This window comes from Streptomyces sp. NPDC020379 (assembly GCF_044387105.1).
Lineage (GTDB): Bacteria > Actinomycetota > Actinomycetes > Streptomycetales > Streptomycetaceae > Streptomyces.
Genome location: NZ_JBIRVR010000001.1, coordinates 312,871 through 333,437 on the forward strand (window position 1 = coordinate 312,871; position 20,567 = coordinate 333,437).

The following is a 20,567-nucleotide window of genomic DNA, read 5'->3' on the forward strand; positions in this document are numbered from 1 at the left end:
TTCCCGTAACCCTACGGCCTGATGGTCATGCGGCGCGGAGCACAGCCGGGTCCGGGCCGTGCGGCCCCGGCCCGGCGAGGCACTCTGTGCGCATTGCTGCCCGTACGCCATGATCTGGCCATGCTCGGAAAGGCAGCGCGCCGGAGCCCACCGCCCCACCGCCGGACCAGACCTCTGGTCACATACGCCCTCATCGGCATCTGCTGCGCCGTCTTCCTGCTCGGCCCCGCCTCGGGCCTGACCGCTCCGCCGGGCGCCCATGGGGACGCCGCCGATCTGCTGGTCGCGCAGACCGCCTACTTCGAGCGCTGGGGCGTGGTGCCCGAGGAGCTCTGGCACGGCTCGCCGGGACGGCTGCTCACCCCGCTCACCGCTCTCTTCGTGCACGGCAACTGGCTGCATCTGCTGGGGAACATGCTCTTCCTCCATGTCTTCGGTGCCATGGCCGAGGAGCGGATGGGCCGGGCCTCCTTCGCCTTCTTCTACCTCGCCGCCGGGGTGCTGGCCCTGCTCGGCTACGCGGCCGTGCACGCCGACTCCGTCCAGACGCTGGTGGGGGCGTCCGGAGCGATCTCCGGGGTGCTCGGGGCGTTCCTCTGTCTCTTCCCCAGGGCCCGGGTCACCAGTCTCTTCCCGTTCCTCTTCTTCCTGCCGCTGCGCTTCCCCGCGTGGGCGGTGCTGCTCTTCTGGTTCGTCCTCCAGTGGCTGGCCGCCCGCACCGCGGGCGACCGGCCCGGGGTGGCCTACCTCGCCCATGTGCTGGGCTTCTCGCTGGGCTTCCTGTACGCGTGGGCCCGGTACAGGTGTGCGGCTAGAGTGAAGAGAGCGGCCGCGTCCGGCGACGGGCCGCGAGCCCCCGGGGACCCACCCCCCGGCCCCCGATAGGAGCCCAGCCGTGATCACCTCGATCGTGCTCATCAAGACCGACGTCGACCGGATTCCCGAGATCGCGGAGCAGATCGCCGCGCTGGAGGGCGTCAGCGAGGTCTATTCGGTGACCGGCGCGCAGGATCTGATCGCCATGGTGCGCGTGGCCCGCCACGACGACCTGGCGGACGTCATCCCGGGCCGCATCAGCAAGGTCCCGGGCGTCGCCTCCACGGAGACCCACATCGCCTTCCGCACGTACTCCCAGCACGACCTGGAGGCGGCGTTCGCGATCGGGCTGGAGGCGTAGCCCTGCGGCGGGGCTGTCGAGCGAGGGGCGGGCCCGCGATCGCGCCCCGCGAGTGGCGCGGGGAACCGCGGACCCGCCCCCGTGCGCGCGACCGTCACGCCGGTACGCAACGGCCGTTCTCCGTCCTGTAGGACCACCGCGCGCCCTCGCGCACCAGCTCCCCCACCGCCCGCACGAACCGCTCCACGTGCTCGTCCGGCGTCCCCGCCCCGAAGCTCACCCGCACCGCGTTGAGGGACTGCCCCTCCGGCGCGCCGCACTCGCCGGGCGCGTCCCCCGCGCCGCCGAGCAGCGTGCGCACCAGCGGGTGGGCGCAGAACAGCCCGTCGCGCACCCCGATGCCGTACTCCGCGGACAGCGCCGCCGCGAAGTGCGAGCTGTTCCAGCCGTCGACGACGAAGGAGAGGACGCCGACGCGCTGGACCTCCCCTTCGCCGTCGCCGAAGAGCGACAGCACGCGGACGCCCGGCACCTTGGCGAGGCCCTCGCGGACGGCCGCGACGAGCTGCCGCTCCCGCTCGACGAGCCGGTCGAAGCCCGCCTCGCGGAGCGCCTTGCAGGCCGACGCGATGGCGTAGGCACCGATGACGTTGGGCGAGCCGGCCTCGTGCCGGGCGACGGTGTCGTGCCACTCGACGTCCACGCCGCCCCCGGCGCCCCGCGTCACCGCGCGGCTGGCGCCGCCGCCCGCGAGGTACGGCTCCGCGTCCCGCAGCCAGTCCGGCCGTCCGGCCAGCACCCCGGCGCCGAACGGCGCGTACAGCTTGTGCCCGGAGAAGGCGATCCAGTCGGCGTCCAGCTCCGTGAGGTCCACCGGGTGGTGCGGCACCAGTTGCGCCGCGTCCACGACGATCCGGGCACCGTGCGCGTGGGCGGCGGCCGTCAACTCCCGTACGGGCCACAGCTCGCCGGTCACGTTCGACGCGCCCGTCACGCAGACCAGAGCGGGGCCGTAGGGCTCGCGGTCCGCGAGGGCGCGCTCCAGGATCTCGACCGCCTGGCGCGGGCAGCGGGGCGCGTCGAGGTAGGTGACGGTGACGTCCGCGCGCCGCTCCCAGGGCAGCAGGGCGGCGTGGTGCTCGGACTCGAAGACGAACACCCGGGTGCCCCGCGGGAGCACGGTCGCGAGGAGGTTGAGCGAGTCGGTGGTCGAGCGGGTGAAGACGACCTGGTCACCGGCGCGGCAGCCGAGGAACGCGGCGATCTCCGCCCGGCTGTTCTCGAAGAGGTCGGTCGACAGCTGCGAGAGATAGCCCGCCCCGCGGTGCACGCTGCCGTAGTACGGGGCGTACGCCGCGACGTCGTCCCACACCCGCTGGAGCGCCGGGGCGCTCGCCGCGTAGTCCAGGGCCGCGTAGGTCACCTCGCCTCCGGTGACGAGCGGGACGCGGACGTCGTGGCCGAGGACGGGCAGGAGGGCGGTGCCGACGGCGGGCTCGACGGTGACAGGGCATGCGGACATGGCGAATTCTCCCGGGTACAAGGCGGAATGGCGGTGTACACGCACCCGCGAGAGACCTCTGCGGTGTGCGGAAAGGGCGACCCGGCGCACGGCGGTGCCGTGGCGGGGCGCGGGGGAAACGGGCCTTCGGCCCTATCGCATTCGCTGAATCATGGAGGATCTCCCTCGACAACCAGGATCCCTGGCGAGGGATCCGCGCTTGCCGCAGACCTCATTGCCTGCGACCTGGTCATCACCCGGGGCACCCCGCCACGGAAGGAGGGTTGCCGGACAGCGGGCCGGGGCCGTGTCGCTGTCACTCGTGACCTGGCGGCGAGTATGGCACAACTGATCGTCGGGCGGAAAGGGCGTCCGCATCACGGACACCGGCCCCACCGCCCGCGGACGGCCGAACTCCGGTCCGGGGCACGGGATCACCGCGCCCCGGACCAAAGGCGCGCTACGCGTTGCTCGCGGCCACCCAGCGGTCCAGGGCCCGCTTCGCCGCCCCGGAGTCGACCGACTCGGCGGCGCGGGCGATGCCGGCCGCGATCTGCTCGGTGAGCGGCGCGTCCGTCGGGTCCAGCGCCACCAGCGCCGCGGCCGCGTTCAGCAGCACCGCGTCCCGGGCGGGGCCGGTCTCGCCGGCCAGCAGACGGCGGGCGACATCGGCGTTGTACGACGCGTCGGCGCCCTTGAGCGCCTCGACGGGAACCAGCGGGATGCCCACGTCCCGCGGGTCGAAGGGCTGTTCCCGGACCTGGCCGTCGCGGACGACCCAGACCCGTGAGGTCGCGGTCGTGGTCAGCTCGTCCAGCCCGTCGTCCCCGCGGAAGACCAGCGCCGAGGAGCCGCGCTCGGCGAGCACGCCGGCGAGGATCGGGGCCATGCGGGCGTCGGCGACACCGGTCGCCTGGGCGCGCACCTGCGCGGGGTTGGTGAGCGGTCCCAGCACGTTGAAGGTGGTGCGGATGCCCAACTCGCGCCGCGCGGCCGCCACATAGCGCAGCGAGGGGTGGAACTTCACCGCGAAGCAGAAGGTGATGCCCGCCTCCTCGGCGACCTCCACCACCCGCCGCGGCGTCAGGTCCAGATTGACGCCCAGCTTCTCCAGGACGTCCGAGGCACCGCTGGAGGAGGACGCCGCGCGGTTGCCGTGCTTGACGACCTTCACGCCCGTGCCGGCGACGACGATCGAGGCCATGGTCGAGATGTTGACGGTCTTGGCGCCGTCGCCGCCGGTCCCCACGATGTCCACGCTCGGGCCGGGCACGTCGATGAGATTGGCGTGCGAGTACATCGCGCGCACCAGACCGGAGATCTCGGCGACGGTCTCGCCCTTGGCCCGCAACGCGACCGCGAACCCGGCGATCTGGGCGTCGGTGGCCATCCCGCGCATGATCCGGTCCATGGCCCAGGCGGTGTCGTCCGCGCCGAGGTCCGACCCGCTCAGCAGGGTGTTCAGCAGACCCGGCCAGGAGGGTGCCACCGCGCTGTCGCCGCCTGCCGGGGTCACAACGTTCATGGTCCACACTCCTGGTGGTCGGTCGGAGAGCCGCGGCCGTCCGGGGCTCTGCCCGCCCAGCCTATCCAGGCCCGGGAACAGCGAAGAGCCCCGTCCACGCGCTGGACGGGGCTCTTGCTGTGGCGATCAGCGATCACTGACCGGCCGGGGCCGGTGCGAGGCGGATCAGTGGTGGCCGTGGCCGCTGGTGATCTCCTGGAACTCCTCCGCGGTCGCCTTGGGAATGTGCGTCCCCTCGCCGTAGAAGCCCTTGGAGAGCTTCACACGGAGCTTCTGCGTGGCGCCGGCCTTGCGCTCGACACCGTTCTCGTCGACCTCGGGCGTGAGCTCGAGCGGCTTGGGCTGCTCGTGCGCCGTGAGGGTGTGCAGCTGCTCCTGCGAGAGCGGCTCGTGGACCTCGACGAACTCACCGTGCGGCAGGCGCTTGATGATGCCCGACTCGCGGCCGTGCAGCACCTTGTCCCTGTCGCGGCGCTGGAGGCCCATGCACATCCGGCGGGTGGCGATGAAGGCCAGGACCGGAAGGACGAAGAAGCCGATGCGGACGAACCAGGTGATGGCGTTGATCGAGAGGTGGAAGTGGGTGGCCCACAGGTCGTTTCCACCGCCGATGAGCATCACGAAGTACGCGGTGATCCACGCGACACCGAACGCGGTGCGCGTCGGGGCGTTGCGCGGACGGTCCAGCAGGTGGTGCTCACGCTTGTCGCCGGTGACCCAGGACTCGATGAACGGGTAGACGGCGATGGCACCCAGGACCACGGGGAAGACCATCATCGGGATGAACACACCCAGGACGAGCGTGTGACCCCAGAAGTTGATCTCCCAGCCCGGCATGACACGGATCAGACCCTCGGCGAACCCCATGTACCAGTCGGGCTGGGCGCCGGTGGACACCTGGTCCGGCCGGTACGGGCCGATGGCCCAGATCGGGTTGATCGAGGCGAGCGCGGCGATGGCCGCGATCACACCGAAGACCAGGAAGAAGAAGCCTCCGGCCTTGGCCATGTAGACCGGCATCAGCGGCAGGCCGACGACGTTCTTGTTCGTCCGGCCGGGGCCGGGGAACTGCGTGTGCTTGTGGTACGCCACAAGGATTATGTGGGCCACGACCAGGCCGAGCATGATGCCCGGCAGCAGCAGGACGTGGATCGAGAAGAACCGCGGCACGAAGTCCGCGCCCGGGAACTCGCCGCCGAACAGGAACATCGACATGTACGTGCCGACGATCGGGAAGGAGAGGATCGCGCCTTCCATGAACCGCACACCGGTGCCGGACAGCAGGTCGTCCGGCAGGGAGTAACCGGTGAAGCCGGTGAACATGCCCAGCACGAACAGCAGGAAGCCGAACAGCCAGTTGATCTCACGCGGCTTGCGGAACGCGCCCGTGAAGAAGACGCGCATCATGTGGACGAACATGCCCGCGAGGAAGACCAGCGCGGCCCAGTGGTGGATCTGCCGGACCAGCAGACCGCCACGGACGTCGAAGCTGATGTTCAGCGTGGAGGCGAACGCCTCCGACATCCGCATGCCCTGCATGGGGACGTAGGGACCGTGGTAGACGGTCTCTTCCATGCTCGGGTGGAAGAACAGCGTCAGATACACACCCGTGAGGATGATGATCAGGAAGCTGTAGAGGCAGACCTCGCCCAGCATGAAGGACCAGTGGTCCGGGAAGATCTTGCGCAGGTTGGCCTTGGCCAGGCTGTAGACGCCCAGTCGGCCGTCGGCCCAGTCGGCCACCCGCTCGCCGGCGGGCGCCTTGCGCCTGCCCTGCGCGTCGGCGCCGTAGGCATCGGTCGTTGAAGTACTCATCCGCGCTCCCAGAAGGCAGGACCGACGGGCTCGGCGAAGTCGCCCATCGCCTCGAGGTAGCCCTTGTCATTGACCTTGATCCGCAGCTGCGGCAGAGCGTGCCCGGCCGGACCGAAGATCACCCGTCCGCCGTCGGACAGGTCGAAGGTGGACTGGTGACACGGGCAGAGCACGTGGTGCGTCTGCTGCTCGTAGAGGCTGATCGGGCAGCCGACGTGCGTGCAGATCTTGGAGAAGGCGACGATACCGTCCGCCGACCAGTCGAGTTCCTTCTTGTCCTTGATGTTCTCCGGACGGAGCCGGACGATCATCAGGGCCGCCTTGGCGATCTTCTGCTGGAAGTCGTGGTCCTCCTCCTTCATGCCCTCGGGCATGGCGAAGGTGAGGGACCCGACCTGGATGTCCTCGGGGCGCAGCGGCTGATTCGTGTTCTGGTTGATCAGCATCTTGCCCTCGGACCAGGCGGTCTTGCGGAGCTTGGTGCCCGGCAGCGGACCGAGGTCGCGGAGCAGCATCACACCGGAGAGCGGCACCAGGGCCAGCGCGCCGAACATGGTGTTGCGGATCAGCTTGCGGCGGCCGAACGCCGACTCCTCGGCACCGGCCGCGAAGTCCGCCAGGACCTTGGCCTTGACCTCGGGCTCGGCGGCGATGGCGTGCCGGTCGTCGGCGACCTCCACGTCGGACATCAGGGTGCGGGCCCAGTGGACCGCGCCCGCGCCGATGCAGAACAGCGCCACGCCCAGGGTGAGGCCCAGCGCGAAGTTCAGCGCGCTGATGTGGCCGATCGGGAAGACGTAGATGTTCTTGTGGACCGGGATGGACACGTACGAGGCGATGAACCCGACCGTGGCCACCATCGACAGCAGGAACAGGAAGGCGACCGCGCGCTCGGAGCGCTTGGCGGCCCGCTCGTCGATGTCCTGGACGCGGTGCTCGTGCGGCGGCAGGCCCGGGTCGGCGAACGGGTCGCCGGCGGGCTCGGTCACGGCACCGGTGGTTGTGTGGCCCTGCGCGCTCGGCAGGTGCTCTTCTGGAATGTCTTGGCTACTCATGACTTCTTGGCCTTTGCGGTCCGGGCGGCAACCCAGATGGCGACGGCGATCAGCGCGCCCAGGCCGAAGATCCACGCGAACAGGCCCTCGCTGACGGGGCCGAGGCCACCGAGTTCGAGGCCGCCCGGGCTCTCCGACTTGCTGCTGTTGACCGTGTCGAGGTACGCGATGACGTCCTTCTTGTTCTTCTCCGTCATCGTGGTGTCGGGGAAGGAAGGCATGTTCTGCGGGCCGGTCTGCATGGCCTCGTAGATGTGCTTCGGGTTGACGTCCGTCAGGTCCGGAGCGTACTTGCCGTTCGAGAGCGCGCCGCCCTTGCCGGTGAAGTTGTGGCACTGGGCGCAGTTCGTCCGGAAGAGCTCGCCACCCTTGGCGATGTCCGCGCCGTCGGGGCTGTACTGGTCCTTGGTCGGAACCGACGGACCGGCGCCGAGCGAGGCGATGTAGGCCGCGAGCTGGTCGACCTCGGCCGGCGAGTAGATCGCCTTCTTGCGCGGCGCCTGGGCACCCTGCTGCTGGAGCGGCATGCGGCCGGTGGCGACCTGGAAGTCGACGGCCGCGGCGCCCACGCCGACGAGGCTCGGGCCGTCGGAGGTGCCCTGACCGCCGGTGCCGTGGCAGCTTGCGCAGCCCACGGAATAGAGCTTCTTGCCCTCCTCGATGGCAAGGGACTGGGCGGCGGTGTCATCGGCCTTGGCCGTGTCCGCCGGCGCGAACGCGGCGTACAGCCCCCCAGTTACCGCCAGCGCGAAGAGTAGGACGACGACCGCCGCCAGCGGATGGCGTCGTCGTGCGGAGAGCTTTTTCACGGATTACCCCGGTGTCAGGATCTTCTGCGTCGATGCTGGACTGTTTGGTCCGGTCGGACCGAAACCGAAATCTTCGATTACTTGATCAAGTAGATCGTGGCGAAGAGGCCGATCCAGACCACGTCGACGAAGTGCCAGTAGTAGGACACGACAATGGCCGCCGTCGCCTGGTGGTGAGTGAACCTCTTGGCCGCGTACGTCCTGCCAAGGACCAGCAGGAAGGCGATCAGGCCGCCTGTCACATGCAGTCCGTGGAAGCCCGTCGTCAGATAGAACGCCGAGCCGTACGGGTCGGAGGACAGGGAGAGCCCGTCCTTCTTGACCAGGTCCGTGTACTCGAAGATCTGACCGCCGATGAAGATGGCACCCATCACGAACGTGATCGCGAACCAGGTGCGCAGCTTCTTCACGTCGCCGCGCTCGGCGGCGAAGACGCCGAGCTGGCAGGTGAGGGAGGAGAGCACCAGGATCGTGGTGTTCGTCGCTGAGAACGGAACGTTCAGCGAGGACGCCATCTCCTTCCAGTGGTCCGTGCCGGTCACCGATCGGAGGGTGAAGTACATCGCGAAGAGGGCCGCGAAGAACATCAGCTCGGAACTCAGCCAGATGATGGTTCCGACGCTGGTGAGGTTCGGCCGGTTGACCGACGGGTGCGCGTGCCCGGTATCTACTGCTGTTGCTGTCGCCACGACCGACATTATGTCGGTCGCTTATCTCGCGCTCACTCCGGGGGGTGCCGTTCGGTGTGTCAAGAGCGTATGCGCTGCTCGTACGGCCCAGGCCGGCGATCCCCCAAAGGGGGGAAGCGTCGCCTCCGCGGGCCCGCGCGGGCCCGGTGGGACGCGCTGGTGACGGGCCGTCGGGCGGGCTCGCGACGCATCCGGGTTTTCCCGCCCCTCCTCGGGCGCGGCGCCCGCGGAGTAGCATCCGCGCAACGGTGCGTTCCGCATCCGAGCCACAGCCGTGCCCTTCGTCCACAAGCCTGGAGGAACGATGCAGCCGACCGCCACGGTGCTGGTCTACAGCGACGACGCGGGCACCCGCGAGCAGGTACGGCTGGCCGCCGGGCAGCGCCCCGCCGCCGATGTGCCACCGGTGCGGTATCTGGAGTGCGCGACCCTTCCCGCTGTCCTGAAGGCCCTGGAGGAGCGCCGGATCGACGTGTGCGTGCTGGACGGCGAGACGGCGCCCGCGGGCGGCATGGGCGTCTGCAGGCAGCTCAAGGACGAGGTGTTCCGCTGCCCGCCGGTGCTGCTGCTCATGGGCCGCCCGCAGGACGCCTGGCTGGCCACCTGGAGCCGCGCGGACGCGGCGGTCACCCATCCGCTGGACCCGGCCGTCTTCGCCGGCGCCCTGGCCGGGCTGCTGCGCGACGCCGCGCGGCACTCGGTGGGTGCCTGAGGGCCTCTCACGGCCCGGAGCGGGGCTAGAGCTGCGGGCGGAGGCGGGCCGCATCGGCGGGGCTGCTCCCGTCGCGTTTCCCGGCCGCCAGGGCGCTGCCCTCGCGCCACTGCTGCCACGACATGTTCCAGTCGCCGAAGCCGTTGTCGAAGGGCGTCATGGTGGCCCCTGCGCTGCCCACGACCTTGACGACGTCGCCCAGGTGGATGGTGTCGAAGAACCACTTGGCGTTCTCCGTGCTCATGCCGGTGCAGCCGTGGCTGACGTTCTCGGCGCCCTGTGACCCCTCGGACCAGGGGGCGGCGTGCACGTACTCGCCGCTCCAGGTGACCCGGGTGGCCCAGTAGACGGGCAGGTCGTACGAGTCGTCGCTGCCCTCGGCGATGCCGATGCTGGTGCCGCGCATCCGTACGAAGGATTCGCGGCCGAGGACCACCTTGACCCCGTTGCGGGTGGCGTAGCCGGGCTTGCCGGTGGTCACCGGGATGGACCGGATCTCCTGGCCGTTGCGGAGCACGGTCATGCTGTGGCCAGCCGCGTCGGTGATGGCCTCGATACGGTCGCCGATGGTGAGCTTCACGGGCTTGGAGGACCCTCCGTAGAGTCCGCCGCCCACCTTGATGCCGTCCAGGCCGGAGCGGGCCTCCACGGTCGCGTGGGCGGGCCAGTACTCCTTGGGCCGGTAGTGCAGCGTGCGGTTGTCCACCCAGTGCCAGGCGCCCTCCACGGAGGGCTCGGAGTCGACCTTGAGGGCGCGCTCGATGGTGGACCGGGCCGCGGGGTCCTGGACGGGGGCGCTGAGTTCCGCGGTGATGGGCTGTCCGACGCCGTAGGTGCCGCTCTGCGGGCCGAAATTCACCCTCAGCAGGCGATCTGCCGCACTGGTGTCGAAACCGATCGTCCGGCGCCCTGGAGCGCCGTTCTCGTCCTCGGTGCTCACCCGCACCGTGTAGTGGGCGCCGGCCGCCAGGGCGCCGGTGCTGTGCCAGTGGGTGCCGTCGGGGGCGAGCTCGCCCTGCACGTAGCGCCCGGCGGCGTCCGTGGCGGTGACGTCGGTGATCCGGTCGGAGCCGCTCGCCCGCACCTCCAGCGGCTTGCTGGGGTCGGCTTTCTCCCCGTCACCGGCGCTGGTGAGCATGACCTGCCCGGTCGCGTCGTAGGGCTTGTCGGCCAGCGGGTTGGACGAGTCGCCGCACGCGGAGACCCCCAGGGCCAGCGAGACCATCAGCAGGGCCCCCCGGAACACCGTGCGGCATCGAGGTGAGTGACTCATGGTCACACCGTAGGAAGGAACGGGGGGCACGGCCTGCGGGATGCTGCGAACGGGTGCATTCGCGGCGGTGGCCCGGCACTGCTCCGTCCGTGGCACCGCCCCGGGCTCCCGGGGCGGAACGCGACCGGGCCCCGCACACCTTGCGGTGTGCGGGGCCCGGCGTACGCGGTCCGGCGGAACCTACTGGTTCGCGTTCTCGCCGCGGTAGAACTCGAACACCCAGCCGAAGAGGCCGACCAGGATGACCGGGGCGGAGAAGTACATCAGCCACCAGCCGAAGACGACGCCCATGAAGGCGAGCGCGCCACCGACGGCCAGGGCCAGCGGCTGCCAGCTGTGCGGGGCGAAGAAGCCCAGCTCACCGGCGTCGTCCGCGACATCGGCGTCCACGTTGTCCTGGGCGCCGACGTCCACCCGGCGCGCGGTGAACGCCAGGTAGTAGCCGACCATGATGCACAGGCCGAAGGCCAGGAACAGCGCGGTGGTACCGGCCGGCTCCTTCGACCACACGCCATAGACGATCGCCATGGCGAGGACGAAGACGGAGAGCCAGATGAACATCCGGCCTTGGACCTTCACTTGCCGGCCTCCTTGCCACCCGCGAGGGCCTTGTCGTGCGCGAGGTTCTCCTCGAGCTCCAGGGCCGCGATCTCCGGGTGGTGCAGATCGAAGGCCGGGGCCTCGGAGCGGATGCGCGGCAGCGTGAGGAAGTTGTGCCGCGGCGGCGGGCAGGAGGTCGCCCACTCCAGCGAGCGGCCGTAACCCCACGGGTCGTCGACCTCGACCTTCTTGCCGTACTTGGCGGTCTTCCAGACGTTGTAGAAGAACGGCAGGATCGACAGGCCGAGCAGGAACGAGCTGATCGTCGAGATCGTGTTCAGCGTGGTGAAGCCGTCCGCCGCCAGGTAGTCGGCGTAGCGGCGCGGCATGCCCTCCACACCCAGCCAGTGCTGCACCAGGAACGTGCCGTGGAAGCCCACGAACAGCGTCCAGAAGGTGATCTTGCCCAGGCGCTCGTCCAGCATCTTGCCGGTGAACTTCGGCCACCAGAAGTGGAAGCCGGCGAACATCGCGAAGACGACCGTACCGAAGATCACGTAGTGGAAGTGCGCCACGACGAAGTACGAGTCGGAGACGTGGAAGTCCAGCGGCGGCGAGGCCAGGATGACACCGGTCAGACCACCGAAGGTGAAGGTGATCAGGAAGCCGATGGCCCACAGCATGGGCGTCTCGAAGGAGAGCGAGCCCTTCCACATGGTGCCGATCCAGTTGAAGAACTTCACACCGGTCGGGACCGCGATCAGGAAGGTCATGAAGGAGAAGAACGGCAGGAGCACGCCGCCCGTCACATACATGTGGTGCGCCCACACCGTCACCGAGAGACCGGCGATGGCGATCGTGGCGGCGATGAGGCTGCCGTAACCGAACATCGGCTTCCGGCTGAAGACCGGAATGACCTCGGAGATGATGCCGAAGAACGGCAGGGCGATGATGTACACCTCTGGATGGCCGAAGAACCAGAAGAGGTGCTGCCACAGCAGTGAGCCGCCGTTGGCCGCGTTGAAGATCTGCGCACCGAATTTACGGTCCGCCTCCAGGGCGAACAGCGCGGCCGCGAGCACCGGGAAGGCCAGCAGGACCAGCACACCGGTCAGCAGGACGTTCCAGGTGAAGATCGGCATGCGGAACATCGTCATGCCCGGGGCGCGCATGCAGATGATCGTGGTGATGAAGTTGACCGAACCGAGGATCGTGCCGAAGCCGGAGAAGGCCAGACCCATGATCCACATGTCGGCGCCGACGCCCGGCGAGCGGACGGCGTCCGACAGCGGGGAGTAGGCGAACCAGCCGAAGTCGGCCGCACCCTGCGGGGTGAGGAAGCCGGCCACCGCGATCAGCGAGCCGAAGAGGTAGAGCCAGTAGGCGAACATGTTCAGCCGCGGGAACGCCACGTCGGGCGCGCCGATCTGGAGCGGCATGATCCAGTTCGCGAAACCGGCGAACAGGGGCGTCGCGAACATCAGCAGCATGATCGTGCCGTGCATCGTGAACGCCTGGTTGAACTGCTCGTTCGACATGATCTGCGTGCCGGGACGGGCGAGCTCGGCGCGCATGAGGAGCGCCATCAGGCCGCCGATGCAGAAGAACGCGAACGACGTGACCAGATACATCGTGCCGATGGTCTTGTGGTCAGTGGTGGTGAGCCACTTGATCACCTGATTACCGGGCTGCTTCTGGCGTACGGGTGGTGCTGCCGTGGCTGTCGCGGCGGCGGCACCCTGGGGTTCGTTGAGGATGCTCACTTGTTCTTGGTCTCCGCGTTCTTCGCGTGATCCGTCTGCGCGATGCCCGCCGGCTGGTAGCCGGTCTGGCCCTTCTTCGCAAGATCCTTCAGATGCTGCTGGTAGCGCTCAGGGGAGACGACCTTGACATTGAAGAGCATGCGGGAGTGGTCCTGGCCGCAGAGCTCGGCACACTTGCCGAAGAAGGTGCCCTCCTTGTTCGGGGTCACCGTGAAGCTGTTGGTGTGCCCCGGGATGACGTCCTGCTTCATCAGGAACGGCACCACCCAGAAGGAGTGGATGACGTCCCGCGAGGTCAGGACGAACTCCACCGTCTCACCCTTGGGCAGCCACAGGGTCGGGCCCGGGTTGCCGTTCTGCGGGTTCCGCTCACCGGGGGTACCGACCTCGTACACACCCTCCGCGCCCTGCGGTGCCTTCTTCAGGAACCGGTCGGGAATCGCCGCCAGCTCCTTGTTGTCACGGAGCGGCTGCGCGGGGGTGGCCGTGTTGCCGTCGACGTTCTCCATGTAGTTGAACGCCCAGCTCCACTGGAAGCCCACCACGTTGATGAGGTGCTTCGGCTTCTCAGGGTTGGTCAGAAGCTTGTTCTCATCGCGCGCGGTGAAGTAGAAGAACACCGACACGATGATGATCGGAACCGCGGTGTACAGCGCCTCGATGGGCATGTTGTACCGGGTTTGCGTGGGGATCTGCACCTTCGTCCGGCTACGCCGGTGGAAGATGACGCTCCAGATGATCAGGCCCCACACCAGGACGCCGACCACGAGGGCGGCGGCCCAAGAGCCCTGCCACAGGGAGAGGATCCTCGGGGCCTCTTCCGTGACGGGAGTGGGCATTCCGAGGCGGGGGAAGTCCTTATATGTGCAACCGGAGGCGGTCGCCAGGACAGCGCCCGCGGCCAGCGCCTGCAGCAGCTTCCGCCGCACCGGGCGCCGCGACGAGCGGTCGGAGCCGTTGGGACTCACGTAGCGCCTTCCCGAGAGTCTCGCCCGTGCGGCCGGCTGCGGCCGTCTGCTGGTCGGTCGCCGGCCCGCTGCGGGCAGGGGTTTGGATGTTTATGCGGACCAAACCCTACTGGACGCTATTTGGGGTCGCGCGGGGAGGGTGCCCAACGCGCCGGGTCACTCCCCGAAGGGATGGAATCTCGGCGTCCGGAGGCTATCTGGAAGACCGTCAGCAGACCCGCCCGACGCGCGGTGAGGTCACGCGATGGAGTGGGTTTCCGGCGCGCGAGCGGCCGCCGCGGAGAAGCCGTCCGGCGGGTGGATCACGAGTGGGCCGACCGGGCGGGTCGGCGGCCGGCGGCACCCGCGGCGGGGGTCCCCGGCGACGGGCCCGGCCGCGACGGGCCGCGTTAGCGTAAAGGCGTGCCCTACTTCGACGCCGCTTCCGCCGCGCCCCTGCACCCCGTGGCCCGTCAGGCCCTGTTGGCCTCGCTCGACGAGGGGTGGGCCGACCCCGCCCGGCTCTACCGCGAGGGGCGGCGGGCCCGCCTGCTGCTGGACGCCGCGCGCGAGGCCGCCGCGGATGCCGTGGGCTGCCGCCCGGACGAGCTGGTGTTCACCCCTTCGGGGACCCGCGCGCTGCACGACGGCATCGCCGGCGCCCTCGCGGGCCGGCGCCGCGTCGGCCGCCATCTGGTGGTGTCCGCGGTGGAGCACTCCGCCGTACTCCAGTCGGCCGCGGCGCTCGAAGCGGCCGGCGGCACCTTCACGGAGGTGCCGGTGGACCGTACGGGGCGGGTGGCGCCGGGCGCGTACGCGGCGGCCCTGCGGGCGGACACCGCGCTCGCCGCCCTCCAGTCCGCCAACCACGAGGTGGGCACGGAGCAGCCGGTGGCCGAGGCGGCCGAGGAGTGCCGGGCGGCGGGCGTGCCGTTGCTCGTGGACGCGGCGCAGTCGCTCGGCTGGGGGCGCGTCGGGGGCGGCTGGTCCCTGCTCACGGCCAGCGCGCACAAGTGGGGCGGCCCGTCGGGCGTGGGGCTGCTGGCCGTGCGCAAGGGGGTGCGGTTCGCGGCCCAGGGACCGGCGGACGAGCGGGAGTCGGGGCGCGCCCCCGGTTTCCCGGACCTCCCGGCGATCGTGGCGGCGGCGGCCTCGCTGCGTGCCGTGCAGGCGGAGGCGGCGGCCGAAGGGGCCCGGCTGCGGGCACTGGTGGAGCGCGTCCGGGCGCGGGTGCCGGAGCTCGTACGGGACGTGGAGGTCGTCGGCGACCCCGAGCGGCGGCTGCCGCACCTGGTCACGTTCTCGTGCCTCTATGTGGACGGCGAGAGCCTGCTGCACGCCCTGGACCGGGCCGGGTTCTCCGTGTCATCCGGTTCCTCGTGCACGTCCAGCACGCTGACGCCCAGCCATGTGCTGCGGGCGATGGGGGTGCTGTCGGAGGGCAACGTCCGGGTGTCGCTGCCGACGGGCACCGCCGAGGAGGACGTCGAGCGGTTCCTGGAGGTGCTGCCCGGGGTGGTGGCGTCGGTACGGGAGCAGCTGGGCGCCCCGACGGAGTCGGCGGTTCCGGCCGGGGGGACGGCGGAGCTGGTGGTCGACGCGCTCGGCAAGCGGTGCCCGGTCCCGGTGATCGAGCTGGCGAAGGCGTTCCCGGGGGTGCCGGTGGGCGGCCTGGTCACGGTGCTGTCCGACGACGAGGCGGCCCGGCTCGACGTGCCGGCGTGGTGTGCCATGCGGGAGCAGGAGTACGTGGGCGAGCGGCCGGTGGAAGGCGGGGTCGCCTACACGGTGCGGCGGAGCTCGTAGCAAGGGACGCCCCCGTGCCGCGGCACGGGGGCGTGCGGGCGGCCTCAGGCCAGGCGGGCCTTCACCTCGGCGGCGGCGTCCTCGCCGTACGCCTTGGTGAAGCGCTCCATGAAGTGGCCGCGGCGCAGCTCGTACTCCTGTGTGCCCAGCGTCTCGATGACGAGCGTGGCCAGCATGCAGCCGAGCTGGGCCGCGCGCTCCAGGGAGAGCTCCCAGGTGACGCCCGCGAGGAAGCCCGCGCGGAAGGCGTCGCCGACGCCGGTCGGGTCGACCTTGGCCTCCTCCTGGGCGCAGCCGACCTCGATGGCCGGCTCGCCGGCGCGCTCGATGCGCACGCCCCGCGCGCCCAGCGTGGTGACGCGGGTGCCGACCTTGGCCAGGATCTCGTCCGCCGACCAGCCGGTCTTGGTCTCGATGAGGGCCTTCTCGTACTCGTTGGTGAAGAGGTAGGCCGCGCCGTCGACCAGCTGGCGGATGTCGTCGCCCTCCAGGCGGGCGAGCTGCTGGGAGGGGTCGGCGGCGAAGGGGATGCCGCGGGTGCGGCACTCCTCGGTGTGGCGGAGCATCGCCTCGGGGTCGTCCGCGCCGATGAGGACGAGGTCGAGGCCGCCGACGCGGTCCGCGACCGGCTGGAGCTCGATCTGGCGGGCCTCGCTCATCGCGCCGGTGTAGAAGGACGCGATCTGGTTGTGGTCGGTGTCCGTCGTGCAGACGAAGCGCGCGGTGTGCAGGACCTCGGAGATGCGGACGGAGGCGGTGTCGACGCCGTGCCGGTCGAGCCAGGCGCGGTACTCGGCGAAGTCCTGGCCGGCGGCGCCGACGAGGACGGGCCGCAGGCCGAGGAGGCCCATGCCGAAGCAGATGTTGGGGCCGACGCCACCGCGGCGCACGTCCAGATCGTCGACGAGGAAGGAGAGGGAGACGGTGTGCAGCTGGTCCGCCACGAGCTGATCGGCGAAACGGCCGGGGAAAGTCATCAGGTGGTCGGTGGCGATGGAGCCGGTGACAGCGATACGCACGGCGGGTCTGCTCCTGCGGGGCGAGGTGAACATGGCGGCAAGACTGAGCGAACGGGAAAACGGGAAAAGCCACACCACGCTATCGGGTCCCGCCCCGGTCCCAGGGGGGTGAATCAAGCCACCGAAGGGACAAAATTACCTAATAGTAGCCCTTTCTCGGTGTGCTCCATGGTGCGTACGGTGCCGGTATGCCGAACCCTGTGAAGCACGTCACTCTCCCCGAGACCGAGTGCGACCCCGAGTCGCTGGAGGAGCTGCGCGGGCTCTGTGCCCGGATGGCTCCGCACTGGGCGACGTCCAAGGCGGCCGCGGCCGTCGCCCCCGTACCGCCCTCACGGATCCACGGGGTGTCGGTGCCCCCGCGGTCCGCCCGGCTGCTCGACGCCATGTCGGAGTACGGCGACTGAGCACTGGTGGAACCGCTCGCTCCTCCGCCCCGTCCAAGCGGCGTCCTCTTCTCGGGGGACCAGGCAGTACGGACATTGAGCGGAGCGAAGGAGCGATGTGGTGAGCACCGAAGGCGGCACACCGGACAGCAGTGGTCCCGCCGATCGCACCCCGGACCCCAAGGGCCGGCGGAAGCACCCGCGGCTGGCGGTGGCGTCGGTGGCGGCGGCGGTGCTGCTGGCCGGTGGCGGCGGCGCGTACTGGGCGTCGACCGCGTCGGACGGGGACTCCAAGGCGTCCGGCGGGCCGGGCGGCGACGGCTCTCCCCCGCCCCTGGCGCTGGACGGCTATCGCACGGGCGGCGGCTCCTCGCAGGGCATCGCGGTGGGCGAGCCGGATCCGAACGGCGTGCGCTACCGCGCGGAGGGGCAGTTGCCGGAGGGCCCGCGGAAGGCGGCGGTGTACCCGCCCGGGGACCAGGTCGGCAAGGACCGGGTGGCGGCACTGGCCAAGGCCCTGTCGGTGCAGGGCGCGCCCCGGCTCGAAGGGGGCGTGTGGCGGGTCGGCGGCGCGCCCGGTTCCGACGAGCCGACGCTCCAGGTGAAGCAACAGGGGCCGGGCGACTGGTCGTTCTCGCGGTACGGCTCGCCGGGCGGCGGCTGCGCGCACCCGCCGGGCGCGGGGCCCCGGGAGAGCGCGGACAAGGGCCTGGACAAGTCTCTCGCCTCGCCCTCCGGGAACTCCCCCGCCGGGAACTCCCCCTCCATGAACTGCCCGCAGTACAGGGGCATCGCGCCCGGTGACGCGCGGGCGGTGACGCAGGAGAAGGCGAAGAACGCGGCGGCGCCCGTGCTGAAGGCCCTCGGCCAGTCCGACGCGAAGCTCGACGCCCACCAGACCTTCGGGGCGGTACGGGCCGTGCGCGCCGACCCGGTGGTGGACGGCACGCCCACGTACGGACGGCAGACGACGCTGGAGGTCGGCTCGGACGCGCAACTGGTCAAGGGCGCCGGGCAGTTGGAGACCCCGAAGAAGGGTGCCGAGTATCCGCTGATCAACGCGACCGAGGCGCTGAAGGAACTCGACAAGCACAGCGGCCCGGGGCAGCCGGTGGCCGTCGGCGGCTGCGCGACGACCGTGCCCGCCACGCCGGACGACCCCACCACGCCCTGCCCGCCGGCGTCCGCCAAGCCGGGCGGGGAGCCCGCGGTGGTCCACGGCGCCTCGTTCGCGCTCGCCCAGCTGTATGTGCGGGGGCGGGAGACGCTGGTGCCGTCGTGGATCTTCCAGGTGCGGATGGCGGGGGCCACGGACAAGGAGGCCACGGTGCCGGTCGTCCAGCCCGCGGTGGACCCGAAGTTCCTCACGGCGCCGTCCACCGCGCCCTCGGCACCGTCCGGCCCTCCGGCGACGGGCACGCCCCGGACGACCGCGGTGCGCGTGTTCGGGTACGACCAGGACGGCACGAAGCTCGTCCTGCACTTCTGGGGCGGGGTGTGCGACACCTACGCGGTGTCGGCCGAGCAGTCGTCGGACGCGGTGACGGTGAAGGTCACCGGCACGGAGAAGCAGCCCGGCCGGATGTGCGTGATGATGGCGGAGCGCTTCGACCGGACGGTGACGCTGGACCGCCCGCTGGACGGGCGGAAGGTGGTGGACGCGGTCACCGGTGAGACCGTGCCGGAGGCCACCCGGGGGAAATAGGCCGCGGGAACGCCGAAGGCGGCGCCCCTTTTTCGGGGGCGCCGCCTTCACGCGTGGTGCCGGGCCGCGCCGGGGGCGGCCGGTCCGCCTAGCTGAAGGAGTCGCCGCAGGCGCAGGAGCCCGTGGCGTTGGGGTTGTCGATCGTGAAGCCCTGCTTCTCGATGGTGTCGACGAAGTCGATGGAGGCGCCGCCCAGGTACGGGGCGCTCATGCGGTCGGTGACGACCTTGACACCGTCGAAGTCCTTGACGACGTCGCCGTCGAGCGAGCGCTCGTCGAAGAAGAGCTGGTAGCGCAGACCGGAGCAGCCACCGGGCTGGACGGCCACACGCAGGGCGAGGTCCTCCCGGCCTTCCTGCTCCAGCAGAGCCTTGACCTTGGCGGCCGCGGCGTCGGACAGGAGGATGCCGTCGCTCACAGTGGTCTTCTCGTCCTGAACGGACATCTGCTTCACTCCCGGGTTTTGTGCGGACTGCTTGCCCTCGGCTGCAACCGCCGGTCTCCCGGATTCATTCCGGGCCTGGCATGTCACTTCTCGCCTTTCATGCTCGCACACCGTGCGCCCGATCGGGAATGCGTCACATCGACACTATGGACATCGTCAAAGTGACGTGAAGCGGTTATGATAGATAGCGTCAAATTGACGACAAGGCCGTTCAGGGCCGTCAGCGGAACAGAAAGGGTGCGTGTCGTGACCACCGCCCAACCCTTGGATGTCCAGCCCACCCCCCTCGCGCTCCTGCTGCTCGGCCGCGAGGCCGACCCCAGGAGCGAACGCGGCGTGGAATGTCCGGGCGACCTGCCGGCGCCGTCCGACCCGGACCTCGTCGAGCGCGCCCGGGCGGCCAAGGCCAGGCTCGGGGACAAGGTCTTCGTGCTGGGGCACCACTACCAGCGCGACGAGGTCATCGAGTTCGCGGACGTCACCGGGGACTCCTTCAAGCTCGCGCGCGACGCGGCCGCCCGGCCCGACGCCGAGTACATCGTCTTCTGCGGCGTCCACTTCATGGCCGAGTCCGCGGACATCCTCACCACCGACGCCCAGCAGGTCGTCCTGCCGGACCTGGCCGCCGGGTGCTCGATGGCCGACATGGCCACCGCCGAGCAGGTCGCGGAGTGCTGGGACGTGCTGACCGAGGCGGGCGTCGCCGAGGTGACCGTCCCCGTCTCGTACATGAACTCCTCCGCCGACATCAAGGCGTTCACCGGCAAGCACGGCGGCACGATCTGCACCTCCTCCAACGCCGAGCGCGCCCTGAACTGGGCCTTCGAGCAGGGCGAGAAGGTGCTCTTCCTGCCCGACCAGCACCTCGGCCGCAACACCGCCGTCCGGGACCTCGGCATGTCCCTGGACGACTGCGTGGTCTACAACCCGCACCGGCCGAACGGCGGGCTGACCCCCGAACAGCTGCGGGACGCGAAGATGATCCTGTGGCGCGGGCACTGCTCCGTGCACGGCCGCTTCTCGCTGGACTCCGTGCGCGACGTGCGCGAGCGCATCCCCGGCGTCAATGTGCTGGTGCACCCCGAGTGCAAGCACGAGGTCGTGGCCGCGGCGGACTACGTCGGTTCGACGGAATACATCATCAAGACGCTGGAGGCCGCCCCGGCCGGCTCCAAGTGGGCCATCGGCACGGAACTCAACCTCGTACGCCGCCTGGCGAACCGGTTCGCCGATGAGGGCAAGGAGATCGTCTTCCTCGACAAGACGGTCTGCTTCTGCTCGACGATGAACCGGATCGATCTGCCGCACCTGGTGTGGGCACTGGAGTCGCTGGCGGACGGCAAGGTCGTCAACCGCATCGAGGTCGACGCGGAGGTCGCGGCGTTCTCCCGGCTGGCGCTGGAGCGGATGCTCTCGTTGCCGTAGGCGGCGGGGTTGTCGCCGGGTGCGGGGTTGTTGCG

19 protein-coding genes and 1 riboswitch are annotated in these 20,567 nt (G+C 70.3%); of the genes, 7 read left to right on the forward strand and 12 right to left on the reverse strand.

Features of this window, described 5'->3' with window-relative positions:
* Positions 1–120: 120 nt before the first annotated feature.
* Positions 121–885: a rhomboid family intramembrane serine protease gene (locus ACH427_RS01455; protein ID WP_398867289.1), complete on the forward strand. Its 765-nt coding sequence runs from the start codon at positions 121–123 to the stop codon at positions 883–885.
* 10 nt (positions 886–895) lie between these two features.
* The gene (locus tag ACH427_RS01460) at positions 896–1,177 is read left to right on the forward strand and encodes an Lrp/AsnC family transcriptional regulator (protein WP_398867290.1); all 282 of its coding nucleotides are present in this window, start codon (positions 896–898) and stop codon (positions 1,175–1,177) included.
* A 94-nt stretch (positions 1,178–1,271) separates the two neighbouring features.
* Here ACH427_RS01460 and ACH427_RS01465 read toward each other — a convergent pair whose 3' ends face one another.
* From ACH427_RS01465 to ACH427_RS01490, 6 genes are all read right to left on the reverse strand, one after another.
* Positions 1,272–2,639 (reverse strand): aminotransferase class V-fold PLP-dependent enzyme, encoded by a 1,368-nt coding sequence (locus ACH427_RS01465; protein WP_398867291.1) that lies wholly within the window; start codon positions 2,637–2,639, stop codon positions 1,272–1,274.
* Positions 2,640–2,829: 190 nt separating this feature from the next.
* Positions 2,830–2,946: riboswitch (SAM riboswitch) on the reverse strand.
* A gap of 132 nt (positions 2,947–3,078) precedes the next feature.
* The gene (gene trpD, locus ACH427_RS01470) at positions 3,079–4,143 is read right to left on the reverse strand and encodes an anthranilate phosphoribosyltransferase (RefSeq protein WP_398867292.1); all 1,065 of its coding nucleotides are present in this window, start codon (positions 4,141–4,143) and stop codon (positions 3,079–3,081) included.
* Between the two features lie 165 nt (positions 4,144–4,308).
* Entirely contained in the window at positions 4,309–5,958 is a 1,650-nt protein-coding gene (locus ACH427_RS01475) for a cytochrome b N-terminal domain-containing protein (protein ID WP_398867293.1), read from the reverse strand.
* On the reverse strand, positions 5,955–7,013 hold the full coding sequence (locus ACH427_RS01480) for a Rieske 2Fe-2S domain-containing protein (protein ID WP_398867294.1): 1,059 nt from the start codon (positions 7,011–7,013) through the stop codon (positions 5,955–5,957). Before ACH427_RS01480 ends, ACH427_RS01475 begins: the two co-directional genes overlap by 4 nt.
* Positions 7,010–7,822: a c-type cytochrome gene (locus ACH427_RS01485; RefSeq protein WP_398867295.1), complete on the reverse strand. Its 813-nt coding sequence runs from the start codon at positions 7,820–7,822 to the stop codon at positions 7,010–7,012. Before ACH427_RS01485 ends, ACH427_RS01480 begins: the two co-directional genes overlap by 4 nt.
* Before the next feature lie 77 nt (positions 7,823–7,899).
* Positions 7,900–8,520 carry a heme-copper oxidase subunit III gene (locus ACH427_RS01490; RefSeq protein WP_361523343.1) on the reverse strand — a complete coding sequence of 207 codons (621 nt, stop codon included), beginning with the start codon at positions 8,518–8,520 and terminating at the stop codon, positions 7,900–7,902.
* Positions 8,521–8,815: 295 nt separating this feature from the next.
* Between ACH427_RS01490 and ACH427_RS01495 the strand changes: the two genes are divergently transcribed.
* A complete protein-coding gene (locus tag ACH427_RS01495) occupies positions 8,816–9,223 on the forward strand; it encodes a hypothetical protein (RefSeq protein ID WP_398867296.1) in 408 nt (135 codons plus the stop codon).
* 25 nt (positions 9,224–9,248) lie between these two features.
* Here ACH427_RS01495 and ACH427_RS01500 read toward each other — a convergent pair whose 3' ends face one another.
* The 4 genes from ACH427_RS01500 to coxB all read right to left on the reverse strand — a co-directional run bounded on the left by ACH427_RS01500 (position 9,249) and on the right by coxB (position 13,767).
* Positions 9,249–10,496 carry an Ig-like domain-containing protein gene (locus ACH427_RS01500; protein ID WP_398867297.1) on the reverse strand — a complete coding sequence of 416 codons (1,248 nt, stop codon included), beginning with the start codon at positions 10,494–10,496 and terminating at the stop codon, positions 9,249–9,251.
* 180 nt (positions 10,497–10,676) lie between these two features.
* Positions 10,677–11,075: a cytochrome c oxidase subunit 4 gene (locus ACH427_RS01505; RefSeq protein WP_361523352.1), complete on the reverse strand. Its 399-nt coding sequence runs from the start codon at positions 11,073–11,075 to the stop codon at positions 10,677–10,679.
* A complete protein-coding gene (gene ctaD / locus ACH427_RS01510; protein ID WP_116211307.1) occupies positions 11,072–12,799 on the reverse strand; it encodes a cytochrome c oxidase subunit I in 1,728 nt (575 codons plus the stop codon). The genes ACH427_RS01505 and ctaD overlap by 4 nt, the downstream gene beginning before the upstream one ends.
* Positions 12,796–13,767: a cytochrome c oxidase subunit II gene (gene coxB, locus ACH427_RS01515; protein WP_398867298.1), complete on the reverse strand. Its 972-nt coding sequence runs from the start codon at positions 13,765–13,767 to the stop codon at positions 12,796–12,798. Before coxB ends, ctaD begins: the two co-directional genes overlap by 4 nt.
* 402 nt (positions 13,768–14,169) lie before the next feature.
* Between coxB and ACH427_RS01520 the strand changes: the two genes are divergently transcribed.
* On the forward strand, positions 14,170–15,552 hold the full coding sequence (locus ACH427_RS01520; RefSeq protein WP_398867299.1) for a cysteine desulfurase/sulfurtransferase TusA family protein: 1,383 nt from the start codon (positions 14,170–14,172) through the stop codon (positions 15,550–15,552).
* A 44-nt stretch (positions 15,553–15,596) separates the two neighbouring features.
* On the opposite strand, the gene ACH427_RS01525 is transcribed toward ACH427_RS01520, so the two are convergent.
* Complete coding sequence (locus tag ACH427_RS01525) at positions 15,597–16,571, reverse strand: carbohydrate kinase family protein (protein WP_398867300.1); 975 nt, start codon at positions 16,569–16,571, stop codon at positions 15,597–15,599.
* Between the two features lie 188 nt (positions 16,572–16,759).
* On the opposite strand from ACH427_RS01525, the gene ACH427_RS01530 reads away from it, so the two are divergent.
* Entirely contained in the window at positions 16,760–16,978 is a 219-nt protein-coding gene (locus ACH427_RS01530) for a hypothetical protein (RefSeq protein ID WP_398867301.1), read from the forward strand.
* Between the two features lie 100 nt (positions 16,979–17,078).
* Positions 17,079–18,662, forward strand: coding sequence for a hypothetical protein (locus ACH427_RS01535; protein WP_398867302.1), 1,584 nt, complete (start codon positions 17,079–17,081; stop codon positions 18,660–18,662).
* Between the two features lie 88 nt (positions 18,663–18,750).
* Here ACH427_RS01535 and ACH427_RS01540 read toward each other — a convergent pair whose 3' ends face one another.
* Positions 18,751–19,107 (reverse strand): iron-sulfur cluster assembly accessory protein, encoded by a 357-nt coding sequence (locus ACH427_RS01540; protein ID WP_301887915.1) that lies wholly within the window; start codon positions 19,105–19,107, stop codon positions 18,751–18,753.
* Positions 19,108–19,353: 246 nt separating this feature from the next.
* On the opposite strand from ACH427_RS01540, the gene nadA reads away from it, so the two are divergent.
* Positions 19,354–20,532: a quinolinate synthase NadA gene (nadA, locus tag ACH427_RS01545; RefSeq protein WP_398867303.1), complete on the forward strand. Its 1,179-nt coding sequence runs from the start codon at positions 19,354–19,356 to the stop codon at positions 20,530–20,532.
* The last annotated feature ends 35 nt before the right edge of the window (positions 20,533–20,567 follow it).